General features: G+C 61.1%; 13 protein-coding genes. 9 read left to right on the plus strand and 4 right to left on the minus strand.

The window, feature by feature from the left end; translation table 11 throughout:
* The first annotated feature begins 21 nt into the window (after positions 1-21).
* The 6 genes from coaBC (at position 22) to P3M64_RS08035 (ending at position 4,928) form a co-directional block, all read left to right on the plus strand.
* Entirely contained in the window at positions 22-1,269 is a 1,248-nt protein-coding gene (gene coaBC / locus P3M64_RS08010) for a bifunctional phosphopantothenoylcysteine decarboxylase/phosphopantothenate--cysteine ligase CoaBC (RefSeq protein WP_243644680.1), read from the plus strand.
* A gap of 7 nt (positions 1,270-1,276) precedes the next feature.
* Positions 1,277-1,744 (plus strand): dUTP diphosphatase, encoded by a 468-nt coding sequence (dut, locus tag P3M64_RS08015; protein WP_132937826.1) that lies wholly within the window; start codon positions 1,277-1,279, stop codon positions 1,742-1,744.
* Between the two features lie 34 nt (positions 1,745-1,778).
* A complete protein-coding gene (locus P3M64_RS08020; RefSeq protein ID WP_132937825.1) occupies positions 1,779-2,234 on the plus strand; it encodes an RrF2 family transcriptional regulator in 456 nt (151 codons plus the stop codon).
* A gap of 269 nt (positions 2,235-2,503) precedes the next feature.
* The gene (cysK, locus tag P3M64_RS08025; RefSeq protein WP_132937824.1) at positions 2,504-3,505 is read left to right on the plus strand and encodes a cysteine synthase A; all 1,002 of its coding nucleotides are present in this window, start codon (positions 2,504-2,506) and stop codon (positions 3,503-3,505) included.
* 78 nt (positions 3,506-3,583) lie between these two features.
* A complete protein-coding gene (locus P3M64_RS08030; protein ID WP_132937823.1) occupies positions 3,584-4,408 on the plus strand; it encodes a HesA/MoeB/ThiF family protein in 825 nt (274 codons plus the stop codon).
* A gap of 79 nt (positions 4,409-4,487) precedes the next feature.
* Positions 4,488-4,928 (plus strand): DsrE/DsrF/DrsH-like family protein, encoded by a 441-nt coding sequence (locus P3M64_RS08035; RefSeq protein ID WP_132937822.1) that lies wholly within the window; start codon positions 4,488-4,490, stop codon positions 4,926-4,928.
* Positions 4,929-4,986: 58 nt separating this feature from the next.
* Here the strand turns inward: P3M64_RS08035 and P3M64_RS08040 are convergent, their stop codons facing one another.
* Positions 4,987-5,973 (minus strand): 2-hydroxyacid dehydrogenase, encoded by a 987-nt coding sequence (locus tag P3M64_RS08040; RefSeq protein WP_132937821.1) that lies wholly within the window; start codon positions 5,971-5,973, stop codon positions 4,987-4,989.
* Between the two features lie 268 nt (positions 5,974-6,241).
* Between P3M64_RS08040 and P3M64_RS08045 the strand changes: the two genes are divergently transcribed.
* Positions 6,242-6,751: an SH3 domain-containing protein gene (locus P3M64_RS08045; protein WP_132937820.1), complete on the plus strand. Its 510-nt coding sequence runs from the start codon at positions 6,242-6,244 to the stop codon at positions 6,749-6,751.
* A gap of 11 nt (positions 6,752-6,762) precedes the next feature.
* On the opposite strand, the gene P3M64_RS08050 is transcribed toward P3M64_RS08045, so the two are convergent.
* Entirely contained in the window at positions 6,763-9,729 is a 2,967-nt protein-coding gene (locus tag P3M64_RS08050) for a bifunctional diguanylate cyclase/phosphodiesterase (protein WP_132937819.1), read from the minus strand.
* Positions 9,730-9,990: 261 nt separating this feature from the next.
* Between P3M64_RS08050 and P3M64_RS08055 the strand changes: the two genes are divergently transcribed.
* On the plus strand, positions 9,991-11,673 hold the full coding sequence (locus P3M64_RS08055; protein WP_243644679.1) for a methyl-accepting chemotaxis protein: 1,683 nt from the start codon (positions 9,991-9,993) through the stop codon (positions 11,671-11,673).
* Positions 11,674-11,820: 147 nt separating this feature from the next.
* Here the strand turns inward: P3M64_RS08055 and clpB are convergent, their stop codons facing one another.
* Positions 11,821-14,412, minus strand: coding sequence for an ATP-dependent chaperone ClpB (gene clpB, locus P3M64_RS08060; protein ID WP_132937818.1), 2,592 nt, complete (start codon positions 14,410-14,412; stop codon positions 11,821-11,823).
* Positions 14,413-14,597: 185 nt separating this feature from the next.
* Between clpB and P3M64_RS08065 the strand changes: the two genes are divergently transcribed.
* Positions 14,598-15,365: an MOSC domain-containing protein gene (locus tag P3M64_RS08065; protein ID WP_132937817.1), complete on the plus strand. Its 768-nt coding sequence runs from the start codon at positions 14,598-14,600 to the stop codon at positions 15,363-15,365.
* Positions 15,366-15,410: 45 nt separating this feature from the next.
* Here P3M64_RS08065 and P3M64_RS08070 read toward each other — a convergent pair whose 3' ends face one another.
* Complete coding sequence (locus P3M64_RS08070) at positions 15,411-16,088, minus strand: DUF4167 domain-containing protein (protein WP_132937816.1); 678 nt, start codon at positions 16,086-16,088, stop codon at positions 15,411-15,413.
* Positions 16,089-16,136 lie beyond the last annotated feature (48 nt).

The following is a 16,136-nucleotide window of genomic DNA, read 5'->3' on the forward strand; positions in this document are numbered from 1 at the left end:
GTAAAACGAAGGGCCTCCGCCGTGCCACTCTCCGCCAAAACCGGCTTCGCGCCACTTGCGGGCAAGCGTATTCTTCTCGTCGTCACCGGCGGAATCGCGGCCTACAAGACTCCCGATCTGGTGCGCCGCCTGGTTAAAGCCGGAGCGCGCGTGCGTTGCGTATTGAGCCGTGGCGGCGCCCAGTTCGTCACCGCGATGAGCCTCGCCGCCGTCAGCGGCGAGAAGGTCCATGACGACTTATTTTCCCTGGATGACGAAAACGAGATCGGGCACATCCGGTTGTCGCGTGAGGCCGACGTGGTGCTCATCGCCCCCGCGACCGCCAATATCATAGCCAAACTCGCCCACGGCCTGGCCGACGATCTGCCAAGCGCCGTCCTGCTCGCCTCGGACAAACCCATCGTGATCGCCCCGGCGATGAACGTGCGGATGTGGGAACACCCCGCGACCCGCCATAATGTGGAGACCCTGACCGCCCGCGGGGTACGCTTTATCGGCCCCGACGAGGGTGATATGGCTTGCGGAGAATGGGGTTTTGGACGCATGAGCGACCCCGAAGACATCGCCGCCCGACTTCACGCGTTCTTCGGCGAAGCGGGGCGCCTAAAAGGTCGGCGCGCCATCGTCACCAGTGGGCCCACGCACGAACCGATCGACCCGGTACGTTATCTCGCCAACCGATCGTCGGGCAAGCAAGGTCACGCCATCGCCGCCGCACTGAGCGCATCGGGCGCGCAAACGACCCTAATCAGCGGCCCGACCCGCTTGGCCGATCCCCTCGGAGTCGAGGTCGTTCACGTGCAGACCGCCGCCCAAATGGCCGCCGCCGTCGAAGCCGCCCTGCCCGCCGACGTCGCCGTTCTGGCCGCCGCCGTCGCCGACTGGCGCGTCCGCCCGGCGGTTGAAAAAATCAAGAAAGACGCCGGCCACGCCCCTCCGGAACTGGTGTTGGAGGAAAACCCCGACATTTTAGCGGCGCTGGCGCAAAAAACGACGGGGCGTCCGACCTTGGTCGTCGGGTTCGCCGCCGAGACCCGAAACGTTATCGAAAACGCCCGGGCCAAACGGGCGCGCAAGGGATGCGATTGGATTGTCGCCAACGACGTCTCCGAGGCCACCGGGGTGTTCGGCGGTGACGACAACACCGTGCATCTGATCCGCGCCGACGGCGTCGAGACCTGGGCGACGATGCGTAAACGGCGCATCGCCGAGCGCTTGGCCGAACGTATCGCCGACGCTTTAAACCACACTCCAAAGCACGAAGGATGAAAAGTGCATGAACGCAATTGACCCGCCCCTGCGCGTTGCGCTGAAGCGATTGCCCCATGGCGCGGACCTCCCCCTGCCCGCGCACGCCAGCGCCAACGCCGCCGGCGTCGATCTTCTGGCGGCGGTAAAGGCCCCATTGGCCCTGGCCCCGATGGCCCGCGCCCTTATCCCCACCGGGATCGCCATCGCCTTGCCGAACGGTTTCGAAGCTCAGGTTCGCCCCCGCTCCGGCCTCGCCGCCAAGCATGGCGTCAGCGTGCTCAACAGCCCGGGCACCATCGATGCCGACTACCGCGGCGAAATCTCGGTCATACTCGTCAATTTCGGCGACGCGCCGTTTACCGTCGAACGGGGGATGCGGGTGGCGCAAATGGTCGTCGCGCCCGTGCGCGCCATCGCCTTCGAGAATGTGGAAGACTTATCCGACAGCCAACGCGGAAGCGCTGGATTCGGATCGACAGGAACGGTCGGGTGACCCCGACCCAAGATTATAAGGGAGAACGATAGTCATGCTGCGGCTATCAAAGAAAATGTTGTTCGCCATCGAATCGGTTCTCGATATCGCCTATCATTCCGGCGCGGAGCCGGTGCAGAGCCGCGAAATCACCCGCCGTCAGAGCATTCCCAGACGCTATCTGGAGCAAGCCCTGCAACAACTGGTCCGCGAAGACATCCTGATTGGCGTGCGCGGTCCGCGCGGCGGCTACCGGCTGGCCCGCGAGCGCCGCCGCATTTCAATCGGCGATATCGTCCGCGCGGTACGTAAAATGGAAACCACGGAGGATCCCTTACTCGACACCGAAGGCTCGGAATTAGGCGTGAAAGTGGTGCGCCCGTTGTGGCTGGAACTTCAAGACGAGGTCATGAACCGGCTCGACAACATCACGATCGACCAGTTGTGCGCCAAATCCGACGAGGCCGGGATCGTTAGCGAGGGCCGAAAAAATCTCGATTTTACCATCTAACGGCCCCGTTATCTTCGAGCTTTCTTCCGACAACGCCCGCGCAATCTTTCCATAAAGGGGCTAATGTCAAGATTGTTTGTATAAATATACAATTGTACAATTTTAAACTTGTACAATTTTTAAAACTGGGGATAATCTTTGCGACTCCGCTAGAAATCCCGCCGCGATAACCGCAATATAACGACTCGACCCGGACGCGATTCGGCCAGGATTTTGCCGCCGCGCAATGGGCGGGGTGATGTTGGAACGGATAAGGACAAAGGGACGTCATGGCGCGCGAAAAGACAACGACCGGCTCTTCTGAGACCACCCCCTCCGGCGAATTTCGGGGGAAAGTTTACGATTCCATCGTCGATACCATCGGGGCGACCCCCCTAGTACGCCTGGACCGCTTGGCCGAGGACGGCGGATGTGCGGCTCAACTCGTTGGAAAATGCGAATTTTTCAATCCCCTGTCCTCGGTCAAGGACCGCATCGGGCTGGCCATGGTCGAAGCCGCCGAGGCCGACGGACGGCTAAAACCCGGCGCGGTCCTGGTCGAACCGACCTCGGGCAACACAGGCATCGCCCTGGCCTTCGTCTGCGCCGCCAAGGGTTATCGGCTCGTTTTGACCATGCCCGAAAGCATGTCGTTCGAACGTCGTAAAATGGTCGCCCTTCTCGGCGCCGAAATCATCCTCACCCCGGCCCCCCAGGGGATGCAGGGTGCGGTTGACAAGGCCGAGGCGCTGTCCCGAGAAATCCCCGGCGCGGTCATGCTGCAACAATTCGAGAACCCGGCCAACCCCCAAATCCATCGCGCCACCACCGGCCCTGAAATCTGGGCCGACAGCGCGGGCAAGGTCGATGCGGTCGTCGCCGGCGTCGGCACCGGCGGCACGATCACCGGCGTCGGTGAGGCGCTCAAGGCGCTTAAGCCCGAGGTAAAAATAATCGCCGTCGAACCCGAAGACAGCCCGATTCTGTCGGGCGGCGTGCCCGGACCTCACAAAATTCAGGGCATCGGCGCAAATTTCATTCCCAAAATTCTCAACCGGGAGATCATCGACGAGATCGTCCAAATCGGCAACGAAACCTCGTTCGCCACCGCGCGCAAGGTGGCGGCCCTGGAGGGCCTCGCCGTCGGTATCTCGTCGGGTGCGGCGCTGGCCGCCGCACTCGAGGTCGGCCGCCGCCCGGATATGGCCGGAAAGATGATCGTCGTCATCCTGCCATCGTTCGCCGAGCGCTATCTCTCGACCCAATTGTTCGACGGCTTGGTGCAGGACTGACCGGCGGCATTCCCGCCACCCCCTCACGGACGCAACGCAGCCCCGCGCGGCCTCTCCGCGGGTGAAACGGACCCGATCATGGATTTTACGGAAGAACAGATCAAACGCTACGCCCGGCATATTTTACTGCGCGAGGTCGGCGGCGAGGGTCAGGCCAAACTGCTGGGCGCGCGCGTCCTGATTATTGGCGCCGGGGGATTGGGTGCGCCGCTTTTACTGTATTTGGCCGCCGCGGGGGTCGGCGCCATCGCCGTGATCGACGACGACACCGTCGAGTTGTCCAACCTACAGCGCCAAATCGTCCATACCACGGCGCGGATCGGCATGGCCAAGGTGGACAGCGCCGTACGCGCCCTGGGCGACATCAATCCCGACGTCACCGTGACGCCCATAAAGGGGCGTATCACCGCCGACAACGCCCTGGAGCTGATTTCCCAGTACGATCTCGTCGCCGACGGCAGCGACAATTTCGCCACCCGCTTCCTCGTTAACGACGCCTGCTATCTGGCCCAAAAACCGCTGGTGTCGGGGGCCATTCTGCGCTTCGACGGCCAACTTTCCACCTTCAAGGGGTATCCTCCCGGCAAAGGCTATCCCGGCGGCGATGAAAACGGGCCGTGCTACCGTTGCCTGTACCGCGAACCGCCGCCGCCCGGACAAATACCAAGCTGCGCCGAGGCCGGCGTGATGGGGGCGCTGTGCGGCGCGATCGGATCCCTGCAAGCAAATGAGGTCCTCAAGGAACTGATGGGTATCGGCGAGAGCCTGTCCGGTTCGTTGCTGATTTTCGACGGTCTGGCGACGACTTTTCGTAAAATCAAATTAAAGCGCGACCCCGATTGCCCGCTATGCGGCGCGCACCCGAGCATTACCGATCTCAGCGGTCATGCCGCGGGACATTAATGTTACGTTCACGTCGCGCAGGTTGTTAATTTTAGCGCCCAAAGTCGGCCCAAACCCGCTTTGAACAGGTTTAACCGCCATGAACACACGTCCCGACAAGCTGTCCATCGTCGTTTTCTCCGGCGATTTCGATAGGGTGCACTATGCGCTTGTCTTGGCCAGCGGATCGCAGGCGGCGGGAATCGCAACGACGCTGTTTTTCACCATGGAAGGCGCGCGAGCGCTGTGCCGGAACGACGAACAAAATCCGCCGGCTTGGCGGGCGCTGCCCCTTACGACCTCGCAATTTACCAATGGCGGGGCGATGGACGACGCCTTCAAGGCCCGCGGCGTCGGCGATTTCGAGACCCTGCTTCGCGCCTGTATCGATATGGGGGTCGTTTTCATGGTCTGCGAAATGGGTCTCGCGGCGTTGGGTATCCCACGCGAAGAGCTGCGCGCCGACATCCCGTTCGTCGATGGCGGGGTGGTCACCTTCCTCAACGACGCCTCGAAAAACGGGTCGATTCTTTTTATCTGATGCGCCCGGACAAGCGCCCAATCACCGAGTCCCGATCACGCCCCAAAAGACATCCCCCCTAAAAGACATCCCCAATGACGCGGTCGGGCGGAGTGTGGCCGTCGATGAAGGTCTTGATGTTGATCAGCACCTTTTCGCCCATGTCGATGCGCCCCTCGACCGTCGCCGAGCCCATATGAGGCAGTAGCGTGACGTTGTCCAACGACAAAAATTTGGGGTTGATCGCCGGTTCGTTCTCGAACACGTCAAGCCCGGCCCCGGCGATATCGCCTGCTTTCAACAGGCGGATCAGGGCGTTTTCATCGATGACCTCGCCGCGCGCGGTGTTCACCAAATAGGCGCTGGGACGCAGCAGTTTCAGCCGTCGCGCCGACAACAGGTGGTACGTCGCGGGCGTATGGGGACAATTGACCGAAATAATGTCCATGCGCGCCAACATCTGATCCAGGCTTTCCCAGTAGGTCGCTTCCAACTCGGTTTCGATGTCGCCGTGAACTCGGCGTCGATTGTGATAGTGCACCGATAGGCCAAACCCCTTGGCGCGCCGAGCCACGGCGCGCCCGATCCGCCCCATGCCGACGATCCCCAAGCGCTTGCCGTGAATACGGTTGCCGAGCATCCAGGTCGGCGACCAGCCTTTCCACTTGCCTTCGCGCAGGACCCGTTCACCCTCGACCACGCGGCGGGGCACCGCCAGGATCAACGCCATGGTCATATCGGCGGTATCTTCGGTCAGCACGTCCGGAGTGTTGGTCAGCGTAATCGCGCGCTGGCGTGCGCTGGACAGGTCGATATGATCGACCCCGGTCCCGTAGTTGGCGATCAGACGCAGATTTTCGCCGGCTTGGGCGAGGACGGCGGAATCGATATCATCCGTCACGGTGGGCACCAGGACGTCCGCATGCTTGACCGCCTCGATCAATTGAGCCTTACTCATCGGCGTGTCGTCAAGGTTGAGCGTGACGTCGAACAATTCCATCATCCGAGTTTCAATGGAATCTGGAAGTTTACGTGTGACGACGACCTTTACCTTACCCTTCACCATGCGCGCCCTCCCTTTGACGTGTCGTGACAACGTGTCGCATTGCCCCGCAAGGGGTACCAGCCCTAAGCCTTCTTGTCCAGCGCGGAGGCGTCTTGACGCGCACCGCAAAATCGCCTCGCACCGACGAAGCGCCGCCCGCTTGGGCTTTTTCTCAGCCGCGCCTTTCCCCCCGGCCCATGCCGCCTTATACTGCGCGCCTGTCCAATATGAAATGGCCCGCCCCTCATGGCGGAACGCCCGCTCACCAAGGTCGTACGGAGACTTCGCCATGCGCCGGATTAATGTCCTGATCGTCGGTTTGATCCTCACCGTGTTCGCAGCGTCCCCGCTGCTGGCTCAAGAAGCGTCGAATCCGGGCACCGGCCTCCCCTTGCCCCGCTTCGCCAGCCTGCGCTCGGGCGAGGTCAACCTGCGCACGGGGCCGGGGGTCCAATATCCCGTGGAGTGGGTTTTTCAACGCCTGGGGATGCCCGTCGAGATCATCGCCGAATACCGCACCTGGCGCAAAGTTCGCGACTGGATGGGCGTCCAGGGCTGGGTTCATCAAAGCATGTTGGGCGCCAAACGCGACTTCATCGTGATCGGCGGCACACGGATATTGCACGCCAGGGCCGACGAAAAAAGTTCCGCCGTCGCCCGACTCGACCCGGGGGTCATCGGCGTCATCCGCGCCTGCGGCGCGACGGATACCTTTTGCAAGGTCGAGGTTGGCGATTACACGGGGTGGCTGAAGCGCGCTCAATTCTGGGGCCTGCGTCGCGACGAGGCCATCCCATAAACCGGCGCGCGTCAGTGTACGCTATATTTCCCCTTCCCGTCGCCCCGCCTCTCACCGCCGTCCGACGACGCGCTCGGCTCGGTTTCGCCGACCTCCCGGATGCGGATCGTCCGGGTGGCGGCATTGTTTTCACGGTGCAAAAAGGCTTCAAAATCATGAGCGGCGAGGGGTTTGGAATACAAATACCCCTGCCCCATATCGCAGGACATCCGGCGTAAAATTTCAGCATGAACATCGGTTTCGATGCCCTCGGCGACGACAGCGAGATTGAGGCTTCGCGCGATGCTGATCACCGAGGTCGCGATTGCGGCGTCGCCGGCGTCGTCGTCGATGTGACGCACGAAGGATTGATCGATCTTCAGGGTGTTCAGGGGGAGATTTTTCAAGTAGGCCAAGGACGAGTAACCGGTCCCAAAATCGTCAATCGCCACGGATACGCCCTTTTTCTGCAACGCCGACAACGTTGCGATGCACGCGTCCATGTCTTGCATCAAGGAACTTTCCGTAACTTCGACTTCCAGGCGCCGCGGATTCAACGCACACCGTTCGAGCACACGCGTGATATCGCCCAGCAACCCGGGATCCTCGAACTGGCGTCCCGAAAGGTTCACCGCCACCTTCAGATCGCGAAACCCCTGCGCCGCCCACCGGGCGGTCTGGGCGCACGCCGTTTCCAGGACCCACGCCCCAATTTCCACGATCATGCCGGTTTCCTCGGCGAGCGGAATAAAGTCCACCGGTGAAATCATGCCCATCTCGGGATGGTTCCAACGCACCAGGGCCTCCATGCCTTTCAATCGGCCCGTATGCATGTCCACTTTCGGTTGATAATGAACGCTTAGTTGATCCCGGCGCAGGGCATGGCGCAGTTCGTTTTCCAACCGCTGGCGGCGGGCTTCTTCGATATCCATGGTCTTGGTGAAGATGGTGCACACCGGCTCGCGCTTATGCCGTCCGCGAAACATCGCCATCGAGGCGCGCTGCACCAAACCTTGAACGTCCGTGCCGTGTTTGGGAAAAATCGCCGCACCGATGTGACACCCGACATTCACCTCGTGCCCCGAAAGTACGAACCCCGGCGTCAGTGTTTCATGAACACGCGCCGCCAAGGCCCGGACATCCTCGACCTTGACACGACCAGGCGACAGGACGACGAACTGACCTTCGCTCCAACTGCCAAAAATATCCGACGTATTCAGGTTATTCTTAAGACGCACGCCGACTTCCCTAAGGACGGCCTCGCCCAAGGCGTGCCCCTGGGTATCGTGAATACGCGCATGACCCGACAGGGAAATGAAAAGCACGCACCCACCCGACGCCATCCCATCGTGCGCGCGATCTTGCGTGCTTCCCGCCGTGGGCGCCCCGGGGTTTTCGATACGCCACGCCGCGGCGGCTTCACTAATCATCAGACCGAGCGTGCGGATAAGCGCGGGACGATTGAGGAGCTCCGTCACCATGTCGTGATTGGCGCGGAACTCCACCTCCAATTGCTCCATTTTGCGGCGGGTGATGTCACGCATCAGAATGATCTTTCTACGCGCCGATGACGCGCGCATTTCGCTCAACGTTATCTCCAGGGGAAATGCTCCCCCACTTCTGCGGCGCGCCGTCACCTCATAAGACCCAACTTCCAGTATTTGGTCTGGGCGCTCCAAAAGCTGTGCGAAAACCATTCCTTCGAGGGCGTCGCCGTAATAACCGAAAATATCGCCGGCGGCTTTGTTTGCGCTCTCGATCGTGCCGTCGCCGCTCAACGTCACGATCCCTTCGGCCGCGTTTTCCATGATCGCGTACAGATGGGTCGCCCGTTCGAAAACCTCCCGCGCCGAACGTTTAAGCGCGGTGATGTCCTGAAACTCAAGAACAAAGCTGCGCCCCTTGTTCTCATTGAGAACACTAACGCTCAGCTCCGCTTCGATTCGCCGACCGCCGGGGGCGTAGATCACCAACGGCGTGGTTTCATCGATCCTCGACAGTTCGTCCAACCCTTCGTCGCCGGCATCGAAAATCGCCGCGTACTCCACACTGACGAACGCCGATATCGGACGGCCGACGAGATCCTCACCGGCCGCCGCGCCGAGCATGCGCACGCCGCTTGAGTTGGTGAACGCGATTTTACCGTTTTTAACCATGCAAATCATATTGGGGGATAAATCGACCAAGGACTGAAACCGCGATCGGTTTTCACGGATGTCGCGCACCATGCGATCGACCATGGCGGCCACGATGGCCAACCCCATGATAATCAGGGTTACGACCGCCGCCGAAATCGCCAAAAGCATGGAGCTGGACGATTCCGGCGGGAGCGGCGCGCCGATGGCGTTGACGAAAGTCACCCCGCTCATGCTGACGAAGTGCATGGCGAACATGGCGGCCCCCATGATCAGCGCCGCCATGCCTTTTCGCGCTTCGTTACCCAGCGCGTTGAGTTTTGGAATCAGGACGCAAGTATTTTGGTAAATCCCCATCGCGACGATCGACAGGCCGATCGAAAATACCACTGAAAGAGCCAGCCGTAGGGAAGAGAGATGGACGTTGCCCTGCATATCGATCGCCACAAGCCCGACGAAATGCATGGCGGAAATTCCCAGCCCCATCACCACGCCGCTTTGAAAGGGGCGGGCGTATTTTCTTTTTCCATGGCCGATAAACCACAGCGCGACGGTGCCCGCAATAACGCCGGGAAGCAGGGAGACCAGTGTAAGTCCGGCGTCGTAGCCGACATCATCCCCCAAATTTAGCGATAGCATGGCGACAAAATGCATCGCCCAAATGCCGCTGCCCATGGCGAAACCGCCCGCCATAAGCCACACCGCGCGGGCAAACGCACCCGCCGTCGGCCACACCGCATTGGACACACTAAGCGCGGTATAGGAGGCCACCACCGCCACACCATACGACAAGGCGACCAGCGCCCCGTCGTGGGCTTGCGCTAAAATGGCGCTATCCGCAGCCACATCGCTAAACGAGACCATAGCCAAATCCTTCCCGGCGGCAATCCCTCCATATCCCCGTGGCGAGCGCCTCACCTTCCTGTACGTGTGGGCCGACGCCTCCAATTGCAAGACGGAAGTAACCCCGCTTCATGGCGCCGATTTCCGGCTCCCCCGCGCAAGATCGAACCGCCGCAAAAAAAGCTTCGTAAAACCCTTCAGCATCGCCATATGCCCAAACGCGCGCCAAAAACGGGCGCTCGATGACGAAAATTAAGAGCCGACCGCATAAAGGGCCAAGGTATGATGACGTTCTCCATAAAACAGAAGCTTATCGGTATCGGGGCGGGATCCATCCTGTCTCTCGTTCTTCTGGCGGGAATCGCCTTCTTTTCATTTTTCCAGGTTAAACAAGCCGAAATCCAAAATGAAATTCGCCATACGCAAATCGCCAACGTCGGCGACATGCGCGTCGCGGCGCTGGAAATTATGCTGGCGGCGATGGATTCGATCATCGACAAAGACCAAGGAACCATCACGCCCGAGCGGCGAACCATTATCGAAAGCAACATCGCTTTGTTGCGTGCAAAGGTCGGCCCCCTGGTTCGCGATGCCGACACCGACAAGGAAAGGCGGATCGCCAAGGGCATCGGCGCTAAAATCGATGGTCTCGAAAAAGGCATCCTGGGCGACCTGCAAAACCTCATTCAGACCAAGGCCAGCGATGCGGCGTTCGCTAAAATCGACGACGTCCTCGATAACAACGGTATCGCGATGTCCGAAGATCTTGCGGTTTTCGCCACCTCGGTGAAAATGGAAGTTCAAGAATCCTCCCAGGCCTTGCGCGCCTCACTGAACACCGCCGAACGCTTGATTTTGATCGTCGCCCTGATCTCGGTCGTCGTTCTGGGGGGCTTGCTTTTCCTGATCGGGCGCAGCATCACGTTCCCGTTGGCGAAAATGACCGACGCGATGCACCGCCTCGCCTCCGGGAACAACAAAACCGATATCCCAGGCGTCGGGAAGAAGGACGAGATCGGCAAAATGGCCGACGCCGTTCAGGTGTTCAAGGATAACATGGCCAAGGCGCAGCGCCTTTCCGAAGAACAGGCGCAAGAACAAGCGACGCGTGCAAAACGCGCGAAGGCGATCGAGGCGCTGACCCAAGGTTTCGACAAAGACGTTTCGGGCATGCTGGGGCTGGTGTCCTCCGCCGTTGGCGAATTGCAGTCCACGGCGAAATCCATGAGCCATACCGCGGAAGAAACCAACAACCGTTCGACCACCGTCGCCGCCGCCGCCGAGGAAGCCTCGACCAACGTGCAAACGGTGGCCAGCGCGGCGGAGGAATTGTCCAGCTCGATCAGCGAAATCTCGCGTCAGGTTTCCCAATCGACCCAAATTTCAAGCACCGCAGTGGCCGAGGTGGAGGGCGCGAACAAGAAGGTTCAGGGATTGGCCGAGGCCGCCAATAAAATCGGCGAGGTCGTGGCTTTGATCACCGACATCGCCGATCAGACCAACCTGCTGGCGCTCAACGCCACCATCGAGGCGGCGCGCGCCGGCGAAGCGGGCAAAGGCTTCGCCGTGGTGGCGTCCGAGGTCAAGAACCTGGCCAATCAGACCGCCAAGGCGACCGAGGAAATCGGCGCCCAGATCGGCGGCATTCAAACCGCCACGCAAGACGCGGTCGGTGCGATCCAATCGATCGGCGGTATTATTGGCGAGATCAATGAGATCGCCTCGGCGATCGCGGCGGCGGTCGAAGAACAAGGCGCGGCGACCCAGGAAATCGCACGCAACGTCGAACAGGCCGCCAACGGCACCGGCGAGGTGTCCTCCAACATCGCGGGCGTCACCCAAGCCGCCGGCGAGGCGGGCGCATCTTCCAATCAGGTGCTCGACGCCTCCGACAAACTGGCCCAACAATCCGAACAGCTGCGCGTTCAGGTTGACGGCTTCTTACGGAACATCCAAACCGCCTGAGGCGCAAACGCCCGGGCGGTCCACCTCGCGGGGCGTTCACCGAACGCCCCGCGAGGACGAAAAAACAAAAACACCGCCGGGAACGCTTTCCTGCGGTGTTTTTGTTTTCGCGTGTAACCGAAAGCGCCCTGAAAAGGGACCTTTACATCAGGCGGCCCGGAGATGTTCTCCGTTCACCGACAACCCCCCGCCATCGACATCAACGCGGATCGCATCGCCGTCGGCGATCTTGCCCTCCAGGATCATGCCGGCGAGAGCGTTCTGCAATGCGCTTTGAATCACCCTCTTGAGCGGGCGCGCGCCATACATCGGATCGTAGCCCTTGTCGGCCAACCAATTTACCGCGTCGGGGCTAAGCTCCAGCGTCATTTTGCGTTCAGCCAGCAGGTCGCGCAAATGGCCAAGCTGGATATCGACGATCGCGTTCATGTTCTCGCGGAACAGGCGATGGAACAAAATAACCTCGTCCAGGCGATTGAGAAATTCGGGACGGAAGGCGCGGCGCACGATGTCCATGACCTGACTGCGCACTTCACCCGAATCGCGCCCTTCTTCCTGATTGGCGAGAATCTCGCCGCCCAGATTGGAGGTCATCACGATCATGGTGTTGCGAAAATCGACGGTGCGGCCCTGTCCGTCGGTCAGGCGGCCGTCGTCCAGCACCTGCAACAGCACGTTGAAGACGTCGGGGTGGGCCTTTTCGATTTCATCGAACAAGATCACCTGATAGGGCCGGCGGCGCACCGCTTCGGTCAGGCCGCCGCCTTCTTCATAACCGACGTAGCCCGGCGGCGCGCCGATCAGCCGCGCGACGGCGTGCTTTTCCATGTATTCCGACATGTCGATGCGCACCATCGCGGTTTCATCGTCGAACAAGAATTCGGCCAACGCCTTGGTCAATTCGGTCTTGCCGACGCCGGTCGGACCCAGGAACAAGAACGATCCGATCGGACGATTGGCGTCTTGCAGGCCGGCGCGGGCGCGGCGCACCGCGTTGGAGACGGCGACGAGAGCCTCGTTCTGCCCGACCACGCGACGGCGCAGGTTGTCTTCCATGCCGAGCAGCTTTTCGCGCTCGCCCTGAAGCATTTTATCGACGGGAATCCCGGTCCAACGCGACACCACCGAGGCGATGTGTTCGGGCATTACCGCCTCTTCCAAGATATGCCCTTCGCCGCGCTGTTCGCTTTCGGCGAGTTTTTTCTCAAGCATGGGAATGGCGTCGTATTGCAACTCACCGACTTTTTCGTAGCGTCCCTCGCGCATCGCCTTGTCCAGTTCGATGCGCGTACGATCCAATTCCTCCTTAATCTTGGTGGCGTCGGCCAGGGCCGATTTTTCGCTGGTCCATTCCTCGGTCATGGCCGCCGAACGGCCCTCCAACCCCTCAAGTTCCTCGTTCAGGGTTTTCAAGCGCGCGCGCGAGGCGTCGTCTTTTTCCTTTTTGATCGCCTCGCGTTCGATTTTCAGCTGGATGATGCGCCGGTCCAGTTCGTCCAACGCCTCGGGCTTGGAGTCCACCTCCATGCGCAGGCGCGAGGAAGCCTCGTCCATCAGGTCGATCGCCTTGTCGGGCAGAAAGCGGTCCTGGATATAGCGGTTGGACAGGGTCGCCGCCGACACCAGGGCGCCGTCGGAGATCCTGACGCCGTGATGCAGTTCGTATTTTTCCTTGATCCCACGCAAAATGGAAATGGTGTCCTCGACGCTGGGCTCGCTGACGAACACCGGCTGGAAGCGGCGCGCCAGGGCGGCGTCTTTCTCGACATATTTGCGATATTCGTTCAATGTCGTGGCGCCGACGCAATGCAGTTCGCCGCGCGCCAGGGCGGGCTTGATCAGGTTGGAGGCGTCCATCGACCCCTCGCTCGCCCCGGCGCCGACCAGGGTGTGCATCTCGTCGATAAACAGGACGATCTCGCCCGCCGCCGCGGTGACTTCGCCGAGGACGGCCTTCAGGCGCTCCTCGAACTCGCCGCGGTATTTGGCCCCGGCGACCAGGGCGCCCAGGTCGAGCACCATCAGGGTTTTGTTTTTCAGGTTTTCCGGCACGTCGCCTTGGACGATGCGCATCGCCAGCCCTTCGACGATGGCGGTCTTGCCAACGCCGGGCTCGCCGATCAGGACCGGGTTGTTCTTGGTGCGCCGCGACAACACCTGGATGGTGCGGCGAATCTCCTCGTCACGACCGATCACCGGATCGATTTTGCCTTCCGCCGCCGCCGCCGTCAGGTCGCGGGCGTATTTCTTGAGGGCGTCGTACTGGTCCTCGGCCGAGGCGCTGTCGGCCTTGCGCCCCTTGCGGATGTCTTCGATCGCCCGGTTCAGGCCTTGCGGGTCGAGACCGGCGTCCTTCAGGATGTTGCCGACTTGCGTCCCCTGGGCGAGGACCATCGCCAGCAAAAGGCGCTCCACGGTGACGTAGCTGTCACCGGCTTTTTGCGCGACTTTTTCGGCCTGCTCGAACAGGCGCGCCGTTTCCTGGGCGAGGTACACCTGCCCCGCCCCACCGCCTTCGACGGTGGGCATCTTGGCCAATGCCGCCTCGACCGCCTTCAGGGCCTTTTTCGACTGCCCGCCGGCGGCGTCGATCAACTTGGCGCATAACCCCTCGTCATCATCGAGAAGCACCTTCAGCAGGTGCACGGGCGTCAATTGCTGATGGCCCGCGCGCTGCGCCATCGTCTGCGCCGATTGGATAAAACCCCGCGAGCGTTCGGTGTATTTTTCAAAATCCATGGTCTCAACCTTCGTTCTGCGACAAGGACCGACGCTCCGCCAGGCGACCGCGCAAGTCCCTTCATACGTTGAGGGTATTCTCTGATCATAGATATGTCGCGAACATTATGGTTCGCAACCTGCCGTCATGATAATAATGTCCTGAGCCGCGTATCCTTGGGCCATTTTCACGCATTGGGGGAACGATGCACCTTACAGATATTTTTCGTCATCCGGTCAAGAGCCTAACGTCCGAGCGCCTGGAGCGCACCGCGCTGACGGTCGGACGAGGCATTCCCGAGGATCGCCGCTTCGCCCTCGCCTATTCCTCGTCCCGGGTCAAGGGGTCGAAAATCGACTGGCTGTCGAAGAAAAATTTCCTGGTCTTGGTGCGGATCGCCCGGCTCGCTGCGCTGCACGCCCAGTTCGACGCCCAAAGCGGCGTGCTCACCATCAGTCGCGCCGCGCACAAGGTCGCTTGCGGCGACATCACCACCGCCTTGGGACGCGCCGTGATCGAGGACTTTTTCGCCGCCTTCCTCAAGCAAGACATCACCGGAAAGCCGAAACTGGTCGAGGCCCGCGACATCTCGTTTTTCGATAACGCCAAGGCCCCGATTTCCCTGCTCAACCGCGCCAGCGTCCGCGATCTCGAACGGGTCGTCGGCGCCGCGGTCGATCCGCGGCGTTTCCGCGCCAACCTTGTTTTCGAGAGCACAGAACCATGGTGTGAAAGGACGTGGATCGGAAAAACCATCCACATCGCAGGGGCGCGCCTTAAAATCACCGAACAGATCGGGCGCTGCGCGGCGACATCGATCGACCCCGAAAGTGGGGAGGCCGATTTGAATATCCTAAAATCCCTAAAACGCGGCTTTAACCACACCCAAATGGGCGTCTACGCCGAGGTCGTCGAAGGCGGCGAGATCGCGCCTGGGGAGACCCTCACCGTCGAGACGACTTCCGGCGCGTAAAAAACAACGCCGACACGTCCGGGCCGACGCGTCCGGCTTTTTGGCTTAGGCCGAGATTTGTTCTTTCGCATCGCCCGCCGGAACCTCGGCGTCCTGCTCGGAGACTTTCTTGCGTCGCCCGCGGCGCGTCGGTTTAATCGGAATTTCCTTGACCTGAACGGCATCCGCGGCGCCGCTCGCCGCGTCCTGTTGGTCCTGCGCGCCCTTTTGAACGGCCGGCGGACGCGGACTTTTTTCCCGGGTCCGCGGACGTCCCCTCGGTTTTGCCGCCGGGGTGCGATCGCCTTCTTCCTCTATCGGGGCGCTCGTCGCGCCGCCGTTCGCCGCGTCGCCATCGGACGTCGTCGCCGAGCGGGAATCCCGGCCGGACGAAACACCGCCGTCCTCATCGTCACCGTCGAAAGTCCCCCCATCGCCGCCGTTTCCGGGAACGTTTTGTTGGGCCCGTTCCGGACGCGACGAGCGATCGTCGGAGGCCGCGTTCGCATTCAAAATCCGATAATAATGCTCGGCAAACTGAAAATAGGCTTCCGCGGCGACCCGGTCGCCTGCTGAATGGGCGTCGCGGCCCAACTGGAGATACTTATCCAGAACCTGCTGCGCGGAACCGCGCACTCTACAATCCGGTCCATTGCTGTCATAGACGGAGTTACGCGGCGCACTGCCGTTACGACGGCCATTACCACGGGAACGCGAACGCCTGGGGTTAGATCCTTGCTTCATGATGCCTTTTGAATATTGTGGACTGCCATCGAAACCACTTTCCTCAGG

The sequence above is a fragment of the Varunaivibrio sulfuroxidans genome (assembly GCF_029318635.1).
Taxonomy (GTDB): Bacteria; Pseudomonadota; Alphaproteobacteria; order Rhodospirillales; family Magnetovibrionaceae; genus Varunaivibrio; species Varunaivibrio sulfuroxidans.